Origin of the sequence: Rheinheimera nanhaiensis E407-8, assembly GCF_000296695.1 — a bacterium.
In the GTDB taxonomy this organism is placed as follows: Bacteria; Pseudomonadota; Gammaproteobacteria; order Enterobacterales; family Alteromonadaceae; genus Alishewanella; species Alishewanella nanhaiensis.
On sequence record NZ_BAFK01000025.1, the window covers coordinates 24,854 to 43,906 of the forward strand.

Sequence of the window (19,053 nt, forward strand, 5' to 3'; positions counted from 1 at the left end):
AAAGCTCTACTTTATCTGTTATAGCCCCTGATAAACTAGCTGCTTCGCGCTAAGTTGCCAGGTGGTATATATGCAATCGCAGGTTTTGTTATCCCTTGTCGTCCCGTTTTATAATACGGCAGACTATTTGGACCAATTATTGATGTCGGTTGAAACACAGCTGACCGCTCAGGTACAACTGGTGTTAGTCTGTGACGGCGCAACGGATAGCAGTTTGGCAGTAGCGCAACGCCATATTGCCAGATCTGTTTGGCCAGAATGTTATATGCTGTTGAGTCAGCTAAACAGCGGCGTAAGTGTGGCCAGAAATCTGGGTATCGCACACAGTACAGGCCGGTATGTTGGCTTTGTGGATGCTGACGATCTGCTACTACCCGGTTATATCACGCAAGTGCTCCGGGTTATTACCGGGCATCAGCCTGATCTTATCGAAATAGGCTTTAAACGCTTTAACGATATCTCCCAGCCACCCACAGTTAAACCCCGCTATTTACAGCACAAAGCAGGCTATCATCAGGTAAAACACGTAGCGCCTGCGGTGTTTCAATCCAACCGCTGGTTTCCGTGGCTGAGAATATACCGCAAAGCCATTGCGCCGGATTTTCGCTTTGAGCCAGGCATCGGTTTCTGTGAAGACGTCATGGCAATCCCCACCTTGTATCAACGGGCAAACACCCTGCACCATTTGCGCCTGCCGCTGTACGGCTACCGCGAGCATGCTGCCAGTGCTTCATTTAATGTATCGTTGACGCAGCAACAACAGCTGCAGCAGTTTTACACGGGGTTATGCCGCGCTCAGTTATATCCGGACCTACCGCAACAATGGCGCAAAATTTTACTGTTAAACCTCGCCTATCTTTTTTACAGCCTGCAATGTGGCCAACAGCAGGATACAAGTCTGACATCACAGTTGCGACAGGACATTAAAACACTACTGCTGCAACAGTTCTTCACACCGCGGTTCTCCCTGCGCAAGAAGCTGCAGCTGGCAGGCTATCTTTTACGGCGTAATTCGCAATCTGCGCCGCTATCGTATTAATGCGTTAATGTGCTGACACGGGCATAATGCAACCCTACCAACATCTGTTTATTTTTTGCGCAGCTGGCTCTGTATCTTTATGCGTATTCAGGTATAATCCGCCGACTTTTTTCAGGCCCAGCCCAATTCAAGAGATACTATGACAGTTCAGACCTTTGACCCGACACAAACCACCACGCTGGATACGCCAGCCAAAAGCCTTGCAGCTGAGGCTAAAACCGGTAGTGGCAAAGGCAATACTATCGGCTTTGTCAGCCTTGGTTGTCCGAAAAACCTGGTCGACTCTGAACGTATTCTTACCCAGCTTAAAAGCGAAGGTTACAACATAGTGCCAACCTACGATGATGCTGAACTGGTCATTGTTAATACCTGCGGTTTTATTGACAGCGCAGTACAGGAATCGCTGGAAACCATCGGTGAAGCCTTAGCTGAAAACGGCAAAGTTATCGTAACCGGCTGTTTAGGTGCGCGCGAAGATGAAATACGTGAAGTACACCCGAATGTATTGGGTATTACCGGCCCACACTCTTACGAAAACGTATTAAAACAGGTGCATGAGTTTGTACCTAAGCCTAAGTATGACCCTTTCACTATGCTGGTGCCGGACCATGGCGTTAAGTTAACGCCTAAGCACTATGCTTACTTAAAAATATCTGAAGGCTGTAACCACCGCTGCACCTTCTGCATTATTCCGTCAATGCGTGGCGACTTAGTTAGCCGGCCGGTGGGTGAAGTGTTAGATGAAGCACAGCGGTTAAAAAATGCCGGCGTAAAAGAATTGCTTATTATTTCACAGGACACCAGCGCCTATGGCGTCGATGTAAAACACCGCACCGGCTTTTGGAACGGCTCACCGGTAAAAACCTCTATGCAATCGCTGTGCGAAGCGCTGGGCGATATGGGGATCTGGGTGCGCCTGCACTATGTTTACCCCTACCCACACGTGGACGACATTATCCCGCTGATGGCACAAGGCAAGGTACTGCCTTACCTGGACATTCCGTTTCAACATGCCAGCCCGCGTATTTTAAAGCTGATGAAACGCCCCGGCCAGGCTGAGCGTGTACTGGAGCGCATCAAAAAATGGCGTGAGATCTGCCCCGAGCTGACCATCCGCTCAACCTTTATTGTCGGCTTCCCGGGCGAGACCGAAGAAGACTTCCAAATGCTGCTCGACTGGCTAAAAGAAGCCCAGCTTGATCGCGTTGGCTGCTTTAAATACAGCCCGGTTGAGGGCGCCAAAGCCAACGAGCTGCCCGATCCGGTACCGGCAGAGGTAATGGAAGAGCGTTATCACCGTTTTATGCAAACCCAGCAGGCTATCAGCAGCGCCAGGCTGCAGGCCAAAATTGGCAAAACCATTAAAGTGCTGATTGACGAAGTGGACGAAGAAGGCGCTATCGGCCGCAGCTTTGCCGACGCGCCGGAAATTGACGGCGCGGTGTACTTAAACGGCTTAACCAGCGTAAAACCCGGCGATATTATCGATGCCGTGGTGGAAGAAGCGGATGAGTATGACTTATGGGCGTCAGTGGCAGAGTAACCACTTAACACCCCGCCTGTGCCAGCCGCTGCTGCACCTGTGCCAGTTCGTCCTGGTATAGCGGCAGATACGGCTGGCAGCGTGGTTCCAGGCCCTGCCCCAGTGCACAGCTGCGCTCCAGCTGCAGTGTCAGCTCAAGCGCCTGTGCCATCTGGCCGCTTTGTTGTTGCAGCGCCTGTTTAATGGTGTAACTGACATGCAAACGGCGTAAAAAAGCGCTACTGTCGATGCCGAACAGCCTGTCGGTACCCGAGATAACACCAGCCAGAAAATACTGCTGCTGTGTCTGTGTGCTAAGCTGCCAGCTTTCGGCAATACGCGCCATGGTGTGCGCCCGAGCCAGCACCATAATAGCTGCCGCCGCGTTAGTACCCGACAGTACAGCGTAGCTTAACAGCCATTTGCGTGCCAATGTCAGGCCAAGCCGGGTAACCACCTCTTTTACCGAGTTTACGGCGCGGGTTTTACGGTACAGCGGGCTGTTGGCCAGTTTCAGTAAACCCATCACGATTGCCGGCTCGTCAGCCAGCAAGGTCGCCAGCTGATTAATATCCGGCTCATCGACAAATAAACAGCCAATAATCTCAGCCAGTTTTAGTGCACTGGGCTCTAGTGTTTTGCCATCAACAGTGAGCTTATCAGGCAAAAAATAGCCCTGAAACCACTGACAGCCCAGCGTTTTAACCAAGGTGAACAGCGCCTCGGTTTCCACCTTCGTTGCCAGCCAGATCAGGCCATCGCGGCCATACTGTGCCTGATGACGCTGAAAGTCTTCCAGGCCGGTATACGCCATATCAATCCGCACTATACTGGCCAGTGCCAGCAGATCGGCGCTTAAGCTGCCGTCCGGCGTGTCATCCAGTAAAATACTAAAGCCCAGTGTCTTGTAATGGCCAAGTGCTGCGCGAAGAGCTGCGCTATCTGCTGCCTTACCGGCAATAGCCAGCATCACTTTACTGGCCGGTAGCGGTGCCAATGAGCGCCGGGCCAACACTAATGGCAGGCTGACACTAAGCAGCAACCGGCAGTTATAGCTGGTCAGGTAATCTGCCAGTTGCTGACACTGCTGTTGCAGTATCGCAGCATCGCTGCTATCCAGCACCAGCGGCCTGACGCAGCTGTGGCTATGCTGCATCAGCTCCAGCGCAACGCGTTTTTTGGCTGCGTCAAACAGCGGCTGCACAACCAGCTGAGACAGCGCCAGGCTGTGCTTAGCCATCACACTTTCAGATAAAGCAGGTGGTGTCACAATGCTCACAACAACTCCTTTTACAACAAACTCTTAATGGCAGCAGTTAACCCATCCAGCGTCAGCGCGAACATACGCTGTTGCATTAACTGCGCAATAATGCCAATCGAATAATAATGCTGCCACCACTGCTGTGGCTGGGGGTTTAACCATACGGCTTTGGGATACTGCGCTAACAAGCGCTGCAGCCAGACTTTGCCCGGCACTTCATTAAAGTGCTCTACACTGCCCCCGGGATATTCTATTTCGTACGGGCCCATAGTGGCATCGCCGACAAAAATCAGCTTATAGTCGCTGCCATAGGTATGAATAATGTCGTCGGTTTTAATCTGCTCGGTATAGCGGCGTTTATTATCGCGCCAGACCCCCTCGTACACACAGTTATGAAAGTAGAAAAACTCCAGATGTTTAAACTCGGTTTTTACCGCGGCAAACAGTTTTTGACACTGCTCGATATGATCGTCCATCGAGCCGCCGACATCAAAAAACACCAGCAATTTAATCGCATTATGCCGCTCACGCATAAAGCGCAAGTCCAGCCAGCCCGCTTGCTCGGAGGTGGCCTGAATAGTGCCCTGTAAATCCAGTTCAGTTTCAGCGCCGCTACGGGCAAATTTACGCAGCTGCTTTAGCGCCAGTTTAATGCTGCGGTTGTTAAGTTCACTATCGCTGTCTAAATCTTTAAACTCACGTTTATCCCACACTTTTACCGCGCGCCGTGCCCCACTGCCCTGCTGGCCAATCCGCACGCCCTCGGGGTTATAACCATAAGCGCCAAAGGGTGAAGTGCCGCCGGTACCAATCCATTTATTCCCACCACTGTGCTTTTTTTGCTGCTCGGCCAAACGCTGGCGCAGGGTTTCAAGCAGTTTATCCAGCCCACCTAACGCTTGTAGTTTGGCTTTGTCTTCGTCGCTAAGCTTACGCAGCACCTCGGGCACTAACCAGTCCGGCGGTATACTGGCAGCAATATCCACCTGTGCCACGCCGGCAAAATACTCAGCAAAAGCCCGGTCGAATTTATCGTACTGGGTTTCATCTTTTACCAGGCAAAGTCGTGACAGCTGATAAAAGGCTTCGGTGTCAGCGAAAATCACCTGCTGTTTTAGCGCATTAAGTAAGTCCAGCAGTTCGGTGATGCTGGTTTTTAAGCCGTATTTGCGCAGCGTAAAAAAGAAGTCAATTAGCATAAAACGTGCTCATATACCCGGGTGAGACTGGAAACTCGTTTTGGTCGGTGCAGAGTGTCTGAGCGCAGGCGCCAGCCGCAGCGAGTTGCTGCGACGAGCCCAAAGGAGTATTGCAGTCGAGCCAGGAGGCAACACAGAACCCGCTTTATCAATTTAACGTTTGCCACTATCTGCCCTGTCTTTTCGCCAAAAACGCCAGTTTCTCTACCAGGGCCACATCCTGCTCGTTTTTAAGTAAAGCGCCAAACATCGGCATTAAGCCGCCTTTTTGCTGCTTGTCGGTTAATACTTCGGCCGGAATATCTTCGGCCAGCAATAACTTTAACCAGTCCAGCAGCTCTGACGTCGACGGTTTTTTCTTTAACCCCGGCAGCTCGCGCAGCTCAAAAAACACTTCCAACGCTGTGCTTAACAGCTGCGGCTGAATATGCGGAAAATGCACCGCCACTATTGCCCTTAAGGTGTCGGCATCAGGAAAACGGATATAGTGAAAAAAGCAGCGGCGTAAAAACGCATCTGGCAGCTCTTTTTCGTTATTGGAGGTAATAATGACGATCGGCCGCTCAGTGGCGCTGACCTGCTCGCCGGTTTCGTGCACATAAAACGCCATCCGGTCCAGCTCGTGCAGCAAATCATTGGGAAACTCAATATCGGCTTTGTCTATCTCGTCTATCAGCAGCACCGGACGTTTGGCAGCAGTAAACGCCTGCCATAATTTGCCGGGGCGAATGTAGTTGTTAATATCCTGCACCTTGTCGCTACCGAGCTGACTGTCGCGCAAGCGCGACACCGCATCATATTCATACAAGCCATGCTGCGCCTTGGTGGTCGATTTAATATGCCACTGAATAAGCTCAGTATCTAAACTCTGCGCCAGCTCTTCGGCCAGCCGGGTTTTACCGGTGCCAGGCTCACCTTTTATCAGCAGTGGTTTTTCCAGTGTCACGGCAGCGTTCACCGCCAGCGCCAGCTCATCTGACACTATATAATTGTCGGTACTTACAAAGGCCATTACTACCCTCTATGCTTAGTGTTAACGCCGTGCACCCTTGTGGTGAAACGTAATATCATATAGCCAAAAGCTACTTTAACTTTTACGGCGCCAGCGTATTCTTATAACCAATTTATCGTAAACGGAGTTTTTTTATGGCAAACGTCTATGCAGACAACTCATTGTCTATCGGCCGCACCCCGCTGGTCAAATTAAACCGGACTATTGAAGGCGGTGCTAATGTGTACGCCAAAATTGAAGCCCGTAACCCCAGCTTTAGCGTGAAGTGCCGCTTGGGCGCAGCACTGATTTGGGACGCCGAGAAAAAAGGCTTACTGACCAAAGATGTTGAGCTGGTTGAGCCAACCTCAGGCAACACCGGTATAGCGCTGGCCTTTGTCGCTGCCAGCCGCGGTTATAAACTCACGCTGACCATGCCGGCCACCATGAGCCTGGAGCGGCGCAAGCTGTTAAAAGCCTTAGGGGCCAAGCTGGTGCTGACTGAAGGGCCAAAAGGCATGAAAGGCGCCATTGAAAAGGCTAAAGAAATTCAGGCGTCAAACCCGTCTAAGTATCTTATTTTAGGCCAGTTTGAAAACCCGGCTAACCCGCAAATTCACTTTGACACTACAGGCCCGGAAATTTTTAATGACTTAGACGGTAAAGTGGATATTTTCGTTGCCGGTGTCGGCACCGGCGGTACCATTACCGGTGTTAGCCGTTACTTAAAGCTGGAGAAAAAGCTACCACTGTTAAGCGTTGCAGTTGAGCCGGCCGAGTCACCGGTGATCACCCAAGCCAAAGCCGGTGAAGAGCTAAAGCCTGGCCCGCATAAAATTCAGGGCATTGGTGCCGGCTTTATTCCGGGCAACCTGGATCTTGAACTGGTAGACAGCGTGGAGCAGGTAACCAGCGACGAAGCCATAGCCGCGGCGCACCGTTTAATGCGCGAAGAAGGCATTCTGGCCGGTATTTCCTCTGGTGCAGCGTTAGTGGCCGCCCAGCGCCTGGCCGCCAAACCAGAAAACGCCGGCAAAAACATCGTGGTTATTCTGGCCAGCGCAGCTGAGCGCTACTTAACCAGCCCGCTGTTTGCCGATGTGTTCACCGAGCAAGAGTTACAAGCTTAATCAGTAACTTATAGTTAAAAGTGGGCAGCCTTGGCTGCCCTTTTTCTTACCACTTTGTTGCTTACTCTAGTTTTAGCGGGCATGCTTTACAGCAGTAAAAAAAAACGCCACACTGAACCGGTATTTTCAACCGGAACATTATATTATGACGTTACGCTGGCTGTTGCCGTTAATGCTGTTGTTAACTGCCTGTACCGACGAAGCCCCTAAAGTGAATGCGCAGTGGGGTACACCGGAATATATCGCTACGCAGTTTTTCCACGCCCTTTATAACGAAAAAGATCTGGAGCAGGCTAAAGCCCTCAGCACCCCTGAATATGCGGCGCTGATGGACTCGTACGGTACAGTGCGCCAGGTTGGCCGTACCTTAATGAATATGTCGTTTGATACGGTCGAGATCAGAGTCAACCGCAGTGGCGGTAATTTACGCGAGCAGTATGAAGATGCAGCCGCCATCGATATTCTGCTTACCGGGCCGCATGGTGGTAAGCAGGTTGATGAGCTGCGCACCGTTGAGCTGGTGCGCTCTGGTAACCGCTGGGTAGTCAAAACCGTACAGGTGGATAAATTTAGCAGCAGCGCGCGCTAACGCTGAAAAAACGCCGCAATACGGGCCTGAGACTCGCTGCTGTGCAATAAGCGCTGAAACTGCACCAGCTCAGCCGCGATGGTCTCCTTGGTATGTGCCAGCTGTGACCGCTTTAGCAAGGCTTTACTGCATTGCACCGCATCAGCAGGTAACGCAGCGAGCTGCTGCGCTTTTTGCTGTGCCAGCGCCATTAGCTCAGCCGGGCTTACCACCTGATTTACCATGCCCATCGACAGCGCGGCAGCAGCGTCAAAAGCCTCACCCAATAACAGATACTGTGCTGCACGCTGATAGCCGGCAACATTGGGCAGCAGCACACTGGACGCCGCTTCCGGACACAGCCCAAGCTGGGTAAACGGCAGCTGAAAACGGGCATTGTCTGCCGCGTACACCAAATCGCAGTGCAGCAGCGCCGTGGTGCCAATGCCGATAGCCAAGCCTGCCACGGCAGCCACTAAGGGCTTAGTAAATTGGGCCAGCTCATATAAAAACTGTACTGTGGGGTGCTGCGCATTCAGCTCGCCGGCGCCGAGAAAGTCCTGTAAATCATTACCAGCGCTAAAACAGCTGTCTGTGCCGATTAGCAGCACTACCCTGACCTTGTCATCCTGCTGCGCTTGCTGTAATGCCAGCGTTAGCCCGCGGTACATTTGCTGGCTTAACGCATTCTTTTTTTCCGGCCGGTTAATGCTGATTTGCATCACGCCCTGGGTAATGTCTGTCGATATGTGCGATGTCATGTTAATCACGTTAATTCCTGTTATTGGCCGGCAACGCTGCCTTCGCGGCGCGGATCAGCCGCGCCCTGCAAGCCAGAGGGCGTTAGCATAATGGCATGCAGGCCGCTATTCAAATCCTGCAGCTGCACCTGATAGCCCATATCTTCCAATATCGCCTGCTGCTTGGCCAGGGCAGTGCCTTTTTCCAGCGCCAGGTAATCGTTACGGTGGGTTAGCCGCGGCAAGTTCAGCGCCTGTTGCACGTCTAACCGCCAATCCAGCACGGCCACGATGCTTTGCGCCACATAGTTAATAATGCGGCTGCCGCCGGGTGAACCTATTACCAGCAGCAGTTTGTCGTCTTTATCAAACACCATCATCGGCGCCATGGAAGAGCGCGGCCTTTTGCCGCCTTCAACCCGGTTAGCCACCAAATGGCCATCCTGCGCCGGGCTTAGGCTAAAGTCGGTCAGTTGGTTATTCAAAATAAAGCCGCCGACCATCAGGCCAGAGCCAAACACATTCTCTATGCTGGTGGTCATGCTCACCGCATTGCCTTCGCTATCGACAATAGAAAAATGGCTGGTGTTACTCAACTCGGGCGAAATAGCGCTTTGCAGCGGCGGTGCGCCTTCAGGCAAGCCGGCCTCTGCGATTGTAATATCTTTGCTGGCGTCAATTAAGGCCGCACGGCTGGCTAAATAGTCACTGGCCAGCATACCCTCAACCGGTACCGGCACAAAGGCGGGATCGGCCAGGTAACGCTCACGATCGGCAAACGCCAGTTTGGCGGCTTGCGCCAGTAAATGCGTGGCCTGAACACTGTCCGGCGCCACTTTGCTTAAGTCAAACCGGGCCAAAATACCGAGGATTTGCAGCACTGCCACCCCACCGGAGCTGGGCGGTGCCATGCCACATACTTTATACAGCCGGTAGGGTATACACAAAGGCTCACGTTCTATTGCCTTATAGCCGGCTAAATCGTCCACGCTGAGTTTACCCGGGTTTACCGGCGCCGTTTGCACCCGCTCGCTAATGGCTTTTGCCAACTCGCCCTGATAAAACGCTGCCGGGCCCTGGGCGGCAATGGCTTTAAGGGTGGCCGCATAGGCCGGATTTTTCAGCAGGCTGCCCTCTGCTATGGGCTTGCCCTGTGGGAAAAAATACTGTTTGCTGTCATAAAACGCTGAAATGCCTTTATTCCAGCCCATCGCTAATTGGCGCGCGGTACGGCTGGAGACAGTAAAGCCCTGCTCGGCCGCGGTAATGGTGTCGGTAAACAGGTCGGCCCAGGGCAACTTGCCGTGCTGCTGATGGGCATCGTACAACATAGCAATTACGCCCGGCACCCCCACCGACTTACCGCCAACATAAGCATCACGCCAGGACAGGGTTGCACCATCAAGCTGAAATAACTCAGGGGTGGCCGCTTGGGGCGCCGTTTCGCGGCCATCAAAACTAGTAAGCTTTTGCTGTTTTGCCTGCCAGTGCAGCATAAAAGCCCCACCTCCGATACCCGAGCTTTGCGGCTCGACCAGGCCTAACATCAGCTGCACGGCGATAGCCGCATCCACTGCACTGCCACCTTTAGCCAGCACAGCCCGGCCAGCGTCAGTGGCCATCGGGTGTGCTGCCGACACCATATAGTGTTTTGCACTAACCAGTTGCTGCTGATACCTGCCGGTAGCCGCTTCCGGCTCACGGGTTTCCTGCTGCGCGAGCAGCGGAAAAATAAACAGACTACTGATAACAGCAGTGACCGACCAACGACGTAACGTTACTACAGACATGCGATTTTGTTCCGACAACAGCAGATAGCTACACCCTACCCAGTTAAGCGGGCAAATTCAATATTTGCCGCCGCGGCTAACCGCCGGCCAGTAACCTTCTGCCGACCCGTCTCTTTTGCAACACCGCTATCTCAGCACTAATTATGCTTGACGTTAAGCCGAAGATGGCATTTTATAGCCGCAATTTTGCCTTAAATTGGACATCACAGTGCCGTTTTCTTTAGCGCCTAACACCAAAGTTTATGCTGCTTTAGCTATATGTATGCTATTGCTGGTGCTTGTACCAGACAACTGGCAGCTGGCGTTACAGTACCAGCGTAGCGCCCTTGAGCAGGGCCAGCTGTGGCGCACCATCAGCGGCCACCTGCTGCATGCCAACCACTGGCATTTACTGCTCAATCTGGCCGGTTTACTGCTGGTACTGCTGCTGCATGGCCGTTACTTCTCAGTGCGCCAGTTGCTGCTGCAGTGGTTAGTGTATGCGCTGGCTATCAGCGCCCTGCTGTATCTTTTTTCTACCAACATTCACAGTTATGTCGGCCTGTCCGGCGTGCTGCACGCCATGTTAACGCTGGGTGCAATAAAAGATGTGCAACAGCGCGATCACAGCGGCTATCTGTTGCTGGCCGGCCTTATCGCCAAAGTGGCTTATGAGCAGTGGCAAGGCACGGATGCCGAACTTACCCGTCTGATCGACGCCGATGTGGCAATAGATGCGCATTTATATGGCGTAATAACGGGTTTGTTACTGGCACTGGTGCTTAAAGCAGGCAAACGCTTATAGCCACAGCACAACCACCAGGCTGGCAGCAACGCAGTAATACAGCGCGGGTAACAAGGTATAGCGGATTATATCGCCTTCCCGCCCCTGTAAGCCGACCACACTGGCCGCTGCCACCACATTAACCACACAGATCATATTGCCGGCATTAGCCCCTAACATCTGTAGCGCCAACACCCACTGTGGCGCTAAGCCAGCTTGCCCGGCCACCGCCTGCTGAAAGCCGGCAAACATCAGATTGGAAAACGTCGCCGAGCCGGCAATAAAAGAGCCCAGCGCACCCACCAGAGGGGCAACCCAAAGCCAGACGTCGGCCAGGCCGGCAGCGGCCAGTTGTGCCAGCGCCAGTGGCATGGCCGCCAGACCGGCGTCATTCACGCCAGAGTGCAGAAAAATACGCACCATAGGCACGGCGGCGGCTAAGGCAATCAGTGATGGCAGCAGCATACGGCCACTTAGTACCACAGCCTGATACAGATTGCTGCGGTTACCGCCCTGCAGCAGCAGGGCAAATAGCGCCGTTACGATAAATAAACTGCCGGGTAAATATAGCGGCTGCACCCGGGTACTAATGTCAGAGCCCCAGATCCCCTGCCACTGCAGGTTAATGCTTTGCAGCAGCGCCTGAAATGGCAGTTCAGGCACCCGGCTTAACACCAGCAACAAGGCTACCAACACATAAGGCAGCCAGGCCCGCACTATGCCAAAAGGCGCTGGTTTATCCGCTACAAGGGTAGCCGCTTGCGCTTCAAACGGCGCCGGTATCAGCACGCCGTTACGGGCCAGGCTGCACATTAACGCCAGCCCGGTTAACGCCCCTATTACCGAGGGAAACTCGGGCCCCAGTAACCAGGCCACTGCATAGGCTGGCAGCGTAAAGGCTAAGCCACTTATCAGTGCAAAGGGCGCCATGGCAAAGCCAGCGCGCCAGCTGGGTTTGCTGCTAAAAAAGCGGCAATACAGTAGGGTCATAATAAGCGGCAAGGCCGAGGCGACAATAATATCAATGCTAATCGCGGTTAAGGCTATCTGTTGCAGCTGTGCCGGCGTACTGCCGGGTAAGCCTTGCGCCAAACCAACCAGTACTGGTGTGCCGACCGCACCAAAAGACACGGCACAGGAATCTGCCACCAACGCCAGTACCACCGCCGCCAGCGGCGTAAACCCCAACGCAACCAGCAGCGGCGCGGCAATCGCCGCCGGCGTGCCAAAACCTGCTGCCCCTTCCAGAAAGCTGCCAAACAACCAGGCGATAATAATCAGCTGCACCCGCTTATCCGGGCTTATCTGGCTAAAACCCTGCGTAATTACCGCCATAGCGCCGGTAAGTTGCAGCACTTTTAACAGCAAAATAGCACCAAAGATAATCCAGACGATGGTCAGGGCAATCACCAGCCCCTCCGTCATGGCAGCCAGCAACTGTAGCAGTGGCATGTGCCAGACAAAAAACGCCAGTAGCGCCGAACACAGCAAGCTCAGTGGCATCGCTTGTCTGGCGGGTAGCCGCAGCAGCACCAACAGCAAAAACACACTAAGCAGTGGCATTAATGCCGTCAGTAGCTGCAACCCTGTCATGCTTAACTCCCTGTGCTATCGCAGGCTTAAAAATCCGCCTCAGCGGTAAAACTGAGCATGGCACCGCTTAGTGGGTGCACAAAGCGGATATTGGCAGCATGCAGTAGTAAGCGCGGGCTGTTGCCGGCAATATCGGCGGTGGCGTATAAGCTATCACCCACTATGGCGTGGCCCAGCGCCTGCATATGTAACCTTAGCTGATGTGAGCGCCCTGTCACCGGCTCTAACTGCACCCGGCTTTGCTGTGTCGCGCTGTCATACTGCAACACCTTATAACGCGTCAGCGCCGGCTTACCCGTTTGCCGGCACACTTTGTATAGCGGCCGGTTTTGCTGATCTGCCGCCAGCGGCAAATTGATTTCACCCTCTGCTGGCGTTAACTCACCATCGACCACCGCGATATAGTGTTTGTGCACCGTGCGCGCCTGAAACTGCTTGCTGATATCCGATAACACCCTTTTGGTCAGCGGTAACACGACCAAACCTGAGGTGTCGTAATCCAGCCGGTGCACTACCTGGGCGCCTGGAAATTCACGTTGTACCCGGGCTATCAGGCAATCCTGATTTTGCGGGTGGCGCCCCGGTACCGTTAACAGCCTGGCCGGTTTATTCACTACCAACAATACATCATCGGCATACACTAGCTGGTATGGCTCAGTGGTGGCCGGTAATACCGTCAGGTCGCTCAGGTTTGCTGTCATGCTGCACTCCGCTGTTAAATCGGCGTTATTATGCCGCAAAAGCGCTTCGTCCGCGGCATAAATTCAGCTAAGCTAAGCGCATTTTCACGCCGGGCCCCTGTATGACCTCTGAGTTTAGCTATCATCCGCCAACCGAGCCCTGGCTCGACATTCTGTATCAGGACAAAGATCTTATTGTGCTGAATAAACCCAGCGGTTTACTGACCAACCCCGGGCGCGGCGCGCATTTAGCCGACAGCCTGTTAAGCCGGGTACAGCAGCAGTTCCCGCTGGCGCAGCTGGTACACCGGCTGGATCTGGCCACCTCTGGCGTGGTGGTGATGGCACTTAGGCGTAAAGCCGAAGCAGCGTTAAAACAACAATTTGCCGACCGCCTGGTGAAAAAACGCTACTTAGCGCTGGTGTGGGGTCAAGTGACGCCCACAGAGGGCGTGATTGAGCTGCCGCTGATGGCCGACAGTGCTAACCCACCACGGCAAAAGGTGTGTTTTGTAGAGGGCAAACCGGCCATTACCCACTACCGGGTACTGCAACAACTTGCAGACCGCGCCCTGGTAGAGCTTAAGCCCGTTACCGGCCGCTCGCATCAGCTGCGCATGCATATGCTGCATTTGGGCCACCCGATTTTAGGCGATGCCTTTTATGCCCACGCTGAGGCGCTTAACGCTGCGCCCAGGCTGATGCTGCATGCCGCCTCATTGCAGGTATTGCAGCCTTATCATGGCACGCCGCTGACGTTTATTGCCGATACCGATTTTGTTACTGCCGCCGGCCAGTTAACCCAGCCATAAAAAAACGCCTCGGCTGAGGCGTGTTAACTGTACTGCCAAGACCAGATAAAGCTGGTCAACAAGGCCGGAAACCTGAGCTGGTCGACGCAGAGTGTCTGAGCCCTGCCGCAGGCAAAAGGGCGAGTTGCTGCGGCGAGCCAGAGCAGGTATTGCGGCCGACACTTTCCATCATTACAGGTTTTGCTCAAATAACTTATAGATCCGGCGGTACTCATCCAGCCAGCTGCTCGGCTGGCGGAAGCCATGCGGCTCTACCGGATAAATTGCCGTTTCAAAATTGATATTTTCCTGCTCAATTAAGCGCTGCACCAAACGCACCACATCCTGAAAGAACACGTTATCGTCTACCATAGGCGCGTTAATCAGCAGCGGCTTTTTCAGGCCCTGAGTAAAGTAAATTGGCGAGCTGCGCTCATAGGCAATAGGATCTATCGCCGGTGTATTTAAAATATTAGAGGTATAGGGGTGGTTGTAATAGGCCCAGTCACTGACCGGACGCAGTGCCGCACCGGCCTGGAATAAATCCGGCTGGGTAAACAGCGCCATAAAGGTCATAAAACCGCCGTAAGAGCCACCATAGGTACCAATACGGTTGCGATCGACATTGGCATTTTCTACCAGCCAGTTCACACCATCGGCGAGATCTTCAATTTCCGGTGTCCCCATACGGCGGTAAATAGCAGTACGCCAGTCACGGCCATAGCCTTTTGATGCCCGGTAATCCATATCCATCACCACATAACCTTGTTGGGTTAACAGGTTATGAAAGAAGAACTCACGGAAATACCCCGACCAGCCCAGATCGCTGTTTTGCAGATAGCCCGCACCGTGGTTAAAAATCACCGCCCGGCGCTTTTCGCCCTGCTGATAGTTATCCGGGTAATACACCTTGGCAAACACCGGTTGCTCACCGTGGCTGGAGGGCACGGCAACAATTTGCGGCGCTTTAAACGGCATTTGTTTAAACAGCTCTGACACCGTATGCGTCAGCCGCGTTACTGCGGCAGCGGGTTTAGCCTCGGCGACATATAGCTCATTGGGTAGCAGGTTAGTGGAGAAATTCAGCAGCAGTTTTTGCTCATCCGGCGATAAGCTAAAGCTGGTGCTACCGCCCAGTTTCGTCAGCTGCTCTACTTCACCGCTGGCCAGTACCGCGCGGTACACCTCGTAAATGCCGGGGTGGCTTTGGTTAGCCTGAAAATAAATGTAGCTGTCATCCTGTGTCAGCACCGGGTTTGCCACTTCAAAGGTGCCGCTGGTCAGTTTTTTCGCTTTGCCTTTTAGCGGCTTAACATACAGGTGGGCGTAACCGGTTTCTTCTGATAAATAGTACAGCGTGTCACTGTTATTTAACCAGCCAAAGTCGTTAAAGGCATAGTTAACCCAGGCTTTGTCGTGCAGGCGGTGCTGCGGTAGCAGCTTTTTACCGGCAAAATCCAGCGTCGCTATCCAGCGGTCTTTGTTATCCAGCGCTTTTAACATCAGCGCCACCTGCTGGCCATTGCTGTGCCAGCGGATCGCGCTCTGGCTCCAGTACCAATCGGTCATTAAACCAATATCACGGATCACCTTTTCGCTTTTGTATTTCTCACCACGGGCTTTGGCATTTTCTGCTTTTACCTCGGCCAATACATCTTCGTTATACCCCGGCAGGCTGCTGTAGCTCAGCTCAGTGCTGCTACCATCCTGCAGGTTTAACAGCAGCAAACGCTGTGGTGCCGGCACCACGTCATTAACGCGGCCACGCACCGGCTGGGCGGCGATGTCGCCATTGGCGGTAATGTAGTTTGGCATAATGTCGTTGTCATTACGCTTGCTGGCTTTACGTACCGACACCAGCATGTAATCGGCCTTGGGTGACAAACTGGCAGCCACGACCTGCATACCTTTACCCAGGTAAAAGGCGCCCGGCGCCAGGCTGTTATTCTGCTGTTTTAATTGCTGTTTGGCCTGATAGCGCTGCTCGGCGGCTTGCTGCTCTTTGGCGATAAAGGCAATCAGCTTGTGTTGCTCCTGCGCCAGATAGCCAGAGGGCACAGCGGGTGCTTTCGGGCTGTCTTCCGTTTTCAGGCTCACCAGTTCAGTGCGCTGGCCGCTTACCAGATTGTGAGCATAGAAACTCCAGCCTTCGCGGTACGCCAGGCGGCCATCAAGCAGAAACTGTAAGTCGCTTTGCGCTGCATTATCGCGGGTTAACTGGGTTATGGCGCCGTTTGGCAGCAGACGGACAAACACATCACCTTCAAACAGCCAGGCTTGCAGGCTGCGATCGCGGTTATAAATAGCAGTCTCACTGCCCAGCGTATGCAGCTGTGCTAACGACACCGGCGTGCCATTACCCTGTGCATTCAGTGGCCGGGCATACCAGTCGCGCAGCTCACTGCCCTCGCGCTTTTGCTGATAAAACACCTGGCTGCTATCGGCGCTCCAGTAGGCAGCTTCTGGCTGACGGCCTATCCAATCCGGATCGGCCATAATTTGCTCCATGCTCAGCACCAGGCTGCTGTCAGCAGTATGTACTGCCGGCACACTCACTGGTGTGGTCTGATAGCTTAAGGGTTCGGCTTTTTTCGCCGCCAACGGGCTGCTTAACAGTGCGCTGCAAAGGGCAAGCACCAGCAAAGTAGAGTGATGTTGTGTCATAAACCTGTTCTTATCATGATAAAAGACGCCCTGTTATACAAAGAGCGCCAGCTTTGTGCAACCGCCATAGCGGCGAATGCGGCTGAACGCGGGCATGATAAGATTAAGCGAAAAAAAACCGGCCCACACCGGGCCGGCAGAAAACAGCGTGAATAGCAGATATTCGAACAGCTGTGGAGAAGTAACTGATAAAACTAGGCGGCGATTTTAGCGCTTAATTCAGCTAAACGCGCTTTGGCTGCGGTAAGCGCCGCCTGTTGTGCGTCCGCTCCCATATTCAGGCCTTCGGCGTAGATAAAATGCACATCTTTTAAACCGACAAAGTTTAAAAAGGTGTGTAAAAACGGCGTTTGGCTGTCCAGCGCCGTGCCCTGATAAACGCCACCGCGGGTAGCAAATACCACTACCGGCTTATCGTCCAGCAGGCCAACCGGGCCTTGCTCAGTATATTTAAAGGTAACGCCAGCGCGGGCCACCCGATCCAGCAGCGCCTTTAGTTGTGATGGCACGCCAAAGTTATACATCGGCACCCCCAGCACAATCACATCAGCTGCTTTGATGCGTGCAATCAGCTGGTCTGAAATGGCGGCTAACTGCTGCTGCTCGCTGCTGCGCTGCTCAGTGGGTGTCATCCAGGCGGCAATTTCTGCCATTTCCAGATGGCCAACCGGATCCGTATTTAAATCCAGCGTGTCCAGTGTGAAGCTGCCCTTAGGCAACTGCGCCAAAAATTGCTGCGCTAACTGAACTGAGTGGCCTTTATCACCGTTAATAGAGCTGTTAATCAGTAAAATTTGTTTCATGGTGCATCTCCGGTTAGGTATAGCGGCATAATACAACAACTAAATAGGACAAAAAGCAGAATAAAACGCACATACCTTTCTATTTTTTAAATAGAAAAATAACCAAACCAGCGGCGTAAAGCCGGCGTAAAAGGCGCAGAGCAATTAAAACGTCGGTAAGCGACCTAACCGGGAACAGCAAAGATGTTGAAGTCAGTCAGCGTACCAAGGCATGATAGGGTCCCTCAAGCCATTACGGACACCCGCGATCCTATGTCAGGGCAAGAAAACGCCACCGCCAGTCAGTGGGAAGATGCACTTACTTTTGTTGCGTTGCAGCGCGATAAAGCCGCCTACGCCGAACTGTTCAGTTACTTCGCGCCGAGGCTAAAAGCCTTTGGCATGAAAATGTTTGGTAATGAACAACAAGCATTGGAAATGGTGCAAGACACCATGCTCAATGTGTGGAAAAAAGCTGCTCTGTTTGATGCATCACGCGGCTGTGCTTCTACCTGGATCTTTACCATAGCGCGTAACGTACGCTTTGACATGTTACGAAAAAAGCAAAGCCGCAAAGATGATATCAGCGCGGACGACTTATGGTTAAACGGCGAGTACCCGGAGCCACAGGCCGATGATGAGGCGGCGCAGTGGGATAACCAGCTACTCAGTGAAAAATTAGCGCCGCACTTTGCGCAATTACCGCCTGCACAGCGGGAAGTGATGGAAAAAGTGTATTTACAGGAAAAGTCACATCAGGAAGTATCAGACGAGCTGGGTATTCCGCTTGGTACGGTAAAGTCGCGGATCCGCTTAGCGCTGGACAGATTAAGAGAGGCATTAGATGGCGCACGCAATTAAGTTTCATCCCGGCATGGCGTTGCTGGAACAATACGCCGAAGGTACCTTAAGTGCCGACGTAGCACTGGCGGTTGCCGCGCATATTGACTTATGCCCACACTGTCAGCGGTTAAGCCAGGATATTACTACCGATCTGGCCGGCCAGTTGGCACAGCAAAGGGTGAAAAAAGACCCGCATGACTGGAGTGATATGCTGGCAGCGATTATGGCAGAGCCCGCAATGGCTAAGGCTGAACTACAGGCAGAGCAACACAAAGCACAGCGCGCCGCCTATGAGCCTATTGTTGTTAACCAGCGCCAGTTTATGCTGCCACGTGCACTGCAGCGGCTGGCGAGCAACCATGGTAAATGGTTAACGCTGGGCGGTATCGCCACGGCCAAGCTGCCGGCCGGTGGTGAGCATCATGTCTCGCTGTTGTATATCGACAAAGACACCGAAGTGCCACAGCACACCCATTTAGGCCTGGAAATGACGCTGGTGTTGTCAGGCAAAATTGCCGATGAAAACGGCGAGTATTGTGCCGGTGATTTGCTGATAAACTCACCGGACGATACCCATACCCCGCGCACCCTGGCAAACGAAGATTGTTTATGTTTATCGGTATTAAGTGCGCCACTGCAGTTTAAAAAGGGCTTAACCCGCTTGTTAAACCCGCTGCAGCAGTTTTTTTACTGATCC

At 53.0% G+C, this 19,053-nt stretch carries 17 protein-coding genes; 8 read left to right on the forward strand and 9 right to left on the reverse strand.

The features are described from left to right. The first annotated feature begins 70 nt into the window (after nt 1-70). Entirely contained in the window at nt 71-1,039 is a 969-nt protein-coding gene (locus RNAN_RS16155; RefSeq protein WP_052027310.1) for a glycosyltransferase family 2 protein, read from the forward strand. Between the two features lie 139 nt (nt 1,040-1,178). Next, nucleotides 1,179-2,582, forward strand: a complete 1,404-nt coding sequence (gene rimO, locus RNAN_RS16160) for a 30S ribosomal protein S12 methylthiotransferase RimO (protein ID WP_008223755.1) — start codon at nt 1,179-1,181, stop codon at nt 2,580-2,582. Between the two features lie 4 nt (nt 2,583-2,586). Here the strand turns inward: rimO and RNAN_RS16165 are convergent, their stop codons facing one another. From RNAN_RS16165 to RNAN_RS16175, 3 genes are all read right to left on the reverse strand, one after another. Next, the gene (locus RNAN_RS16165) at nt 2,587-3,840 is read right to left on the reverse strand and encodes an EAL and HDOD domain-containing protein (RefSeq protein ID WP_008223756.1); all 1,254 of its coding nucleotides are present in this window, start codon (nt 3,838-3,840) and stop codon (nt 2,587-2,589) included. Between the two features lie 11 nt (nt 3,841-3,851). After that, nucleotides 3,852-5,021, reverse strand: a complete 1,170-nt coding sequence (locus RNAN_RS16170) for a vWA domain-containing protein (RefSeq protein ID WP_008223758.1) — start codon at nt 5,019-5,021, stop codon at nt 3,852-3,854. A 166-nt stretch (nt 5,022-5,187) separates the two neighbouring features. Then, nucleotides 5,188-6,033: an AAA family ATPase gene (locus RNAN_RS16175; protein ID WP_008223760.1), complete on the reverse strand. Its 846-nt coding sequence runs from the start codon at nt 6,031-6,033 to the stop codon at nt 5,188-5,190. A gap of 134 nt (nt 6,034-6,167) precedes the next feature. Here RNAN_RS16175 and cysK point away from each other — a divergent pair, with 134 nt between their 5' ends. Then, nucleotides 6,168-7,142 (forward strand): cysteine synthase A, encoded by a 975-nt coding sequence (cysK, locus tag RNAN_RS16180; protein WP_008223762.1) that lies wholly within the window; start codon nt 6,168-6,170, stop codon nt 7,140-7,142. 145 nt (nt 7,143-7,287) lie between these two features. Beyond that, complete coding sequence (locus RNAN_RS16185) at nt 7,288-7,731, forward strand: hypothetical protein (RefSeq protein ID WP_008223765.1); 444 nt, start codon at nt 7,288-7,290, stop codon at nt 7,729-7,731. On the opposite strand, the gene RNAN_RS16190 is transcribed toward RNAN_RS16185, so the two are convergent. Both RNAN_RS16190 and ggt read right to left on the reverse strand, forming a co-directional pair. Then, a complete protein-coding gene (locus RNAN_RS16190; protein ID WP_040552366.1) occupies nt 7,728-8,471 on the reverse strand; it encodes an enoyl-CoA hydratase in 744 nt (247 codons plus the stop codon). The genes RNAN_RS16185 and RNAN_RS16190 overlap by 4 nt on opposite strands. A gap of 20 nt (nt 8,472-8,491) precedes the next feature. Next, on the reverse strand, nt 8,492-10,240 hold the full coding sequence (ggt, locus tag RNAN_RS16195; protein WP_008223770.1) for a gamma-glutamyltransferase: 1,749 nt from the start codon (nt 10,238-10,240) through the stop codon (nt 8,492-8,494). 262 nt (nt 10,241-10,502) lie between these two features. Here ggt and rrtA point away from each other — a divergent pair, with 262 nt between their 5' ends. After that, the gene (rrtA, locus tag RNAN_RS16200) at nt 10,503-11,024 is read left to right on the forward strand and encodes a rhombosortase (RefSeq protein WP_148275768.1); all 522 of its coding nucleotides are present in this window, start codon (nt 10,503-10,505) and stop codon (nt 11,022-11,024) included. Here the strand turns inward: rrtA and RNAN_RS16205 are convergent. Both RNAN_RS16205 and RNAN_RS16210 read right to left on the reverse strand, forming a co-directional pair. Continuing rightward, nucleotides 11,019-12,596 carry an L-lactate permease gene (locus RNAN_RS16205; RefSeq protein ID WP_008223774.1) on the reverse strand — a complete coding sequence of 526 codons (1,578 nt, stop codon included), beginning with the start codon at nt 12,594-12,596 and terminating at the stop codon, nt 11,019-11,021. The two genes, rrtA and RNAN_RS16205, sit on opposite strands and share 6 nt — an antisense overlap. A 26-nt stretch (nt 12,597-12,622) precedes the next feature. Next, nucleotides 12,623-13,297, reverse strand: coding sequence for a pseudouridine synthase (locus tag RNAN_RS16210; RefSeq protein WP_008223776.1), 675 nt, complete (start codon nt 13,295-13,297; stop codon nt 12,623-12,625). Between the two features lie 101 nt (nt 13,298-13,398). Between RNAN_RS16210 and RNAN_RS16215 the strand changes: the two genes are divergently transcribed. After that, a complete protein-coding gene (locus tag RNAN_RS16215) occupies nt 13,399-14,088 on the forward strand; it encodes an RluA family pseudouridine synthase (RefSeq protein ID WP_008223779.1) in 690 nt (229 codons plus the stop codon). Between the two features lie 171 nt (nt 14,089-14,259). On the opposite strand, the gene RNAN_RS16220 is transcribed toward RNAN_RS16215, so the two are convergent. Further along, entirely contained in the window at nt 14,260-16,731 is a 2,472-nt protein-coding gene (locus RNAN_RS16220) for a S9 family peptidase (RefSeq protein ID WP_008223781.1), read from the reverse strand. Nucleotides 16,732-16,925: 194 nt separating this feature from the next. After that, a complete protein-coding gene (locus tag RNAN_RS16225; RefSeq protein ID WP_008223783.1) occupies nt 16,926-17,534 on the reverse strand; it encodes an FMN-dependent NADH-azoreductase in 609 nt (202 codons plus the stop codon). Nucleotides 17,535-17,786: 252 nt separating this feature from the next. On the opposite strand from RNAN_RS16225, the gene RNAN_RS16230 reads away from it, so the two are divergent. Together RNAN_RS16230 and RNAN_RS16235 are read left to right on the forward strand one after the other, a co-directional pair. Next, the gene (locus tag RNAN_RS16230) at nt 17,787-18,374 is read left to right on the forward strand and encodes a sigma-70 family RNA polymerase sigma factor (protein WP_008223784.1); all 588 of its coding nucleotides are present in this window, start codon (nt 17,787-17,789) and stop codon (nt 18,372-18,374) included. Then, nucleotides 18,358-19,050 carry a ChrR family anti-sigma-E factor gene (locus RNAN_RS16235; RefSeq protein ID WP_008223785.1) on the forward strand — a complete coding sequence of 231 codons (693 nt, stop codon included), beginning with the start codon at nt 18,358-18,360 and terminating at the stop codon, nt 19,048-19,050. Before RNAN_RS16230 ends, RNAN_RS16235 begins: the two co-directional genes overlap by 17 nt. The last annotated feature ends 3 nt before the right edge of the window (nt 19,051-19,053 follow it).

Excerpts from the sequence above, each read along its gene's own strand:
- RNAN_RS16155 (WP_052027310.1), top strand. The coding sequence starts at position 71 with ATGCAATCGCAGGTTTTGTTATCCCTTGTCGTCCCGTTTTATAATACG.
- rimO (WP_008223755.1), top strand. The coding sequence starts at position 1,179 with ATGACAGTTCAGACCTTTGACCCGACACAAACCACCACGCTGGATACG.
- RNAN_RS16170 (WP_008223758.1), bottom strand. The coding sequence starts at position 5,021 with ATGCTAATTGACTTCTTTTTTACGCTGCGCAAATACGGCTTAAAAACC.
- RNAN_RS16175 (WP_008223760.1), bottom strand. The coding sequence starts at position 6,033 with ATGGCCTTTGTAAGTACCGACAATTATATAGTGTCAGATGAGCTGGCG.
- cysK (WP_008223762.1), top strand. The coding sequence starts at position 6,168 with ATGGCAAACGTCTATGCAGACAACTCATTGTCTATCGGCCGCACCCCG.
- RNAN_RS16185 (WP_008223765.1), top strand. The coding sequence starts at position 7,288 with ATGACGTTACGCTGGCTGTTGCCGTTAATGCTGTTGTTAACTGCCTGT.
- RNAN_RS16190 (WP_040552366.1), bottom strand. The coding sequence starts at position 8,471 with ATGACATCGCACATATCGACAGACATTACCCAGGGCGTGATGCAAATC.
- ggt (WP_008223770.1), bottom strand. The coding sequence starts at position 10,240 with ATGTCTGTAGTAACGTTACGTCGTTGGTCGGTCACTGCTGTTATCAGT.
- rrtA (WP_148275768.1), top strand. The coding sequence starts at position 10,503 with ATGCTATTGCTGGTGCTTGTACCAGACAACTGGCAGCTGGCGTTACAG.
- RNAN_RS16205 (WP_008223774.1), bottom strand. The coding sequence starts at position 12,596 with ATGACAGGGTTGCAGCTACTGACGGCATTAATGCCACTGCTTAGTGTG.
- RNAN_RS16210 (WP_008223776.1), bottom strand. The coding sequence starts at position 13,297 with ATGACAGCAAACCTGAGCGACCTGACGGTATTACCGGCCACCACTGAG.
- RNAN_RS16215 (WP_008223779.1), top strand. The coding sequence starts at position 13,399 with ATGACCTCTGAGTTTAGCTATCATCCGCCAACCGAGCCCTGGCTCGAC.
- RNAN_RS16220 (WP_008223781.1), bottom strand. The coding sequence starts at position 16,731 with ATGACACAACATCACTCTACTTTGCTGGTGCTTGCCCTTTGCAGCGCA.
- RNAN_RS16225 (WP_008223783.1), bottom strand. The coding sequence starts at position 17,534 with ATGAAACAAATTTTACTGATTAACAGCTCTATTAACGGTGATAAAGGC.
- RNAN_RS16230 (WP_008223784.1), top strand. The coding sequence starts at position 17,787 with ATGTCAGGGCAAGAAAACGCCACCGCCAGTCAGTGGGAAGATGCACTT.
- RNAN_RS16235 (WP_008223785.1), top strand. The coding sequence starts at position 18,358 with ATGGCGCACGCAATTAAGTTTCATCCCGGCATGGCGTTGCTGGAACAA.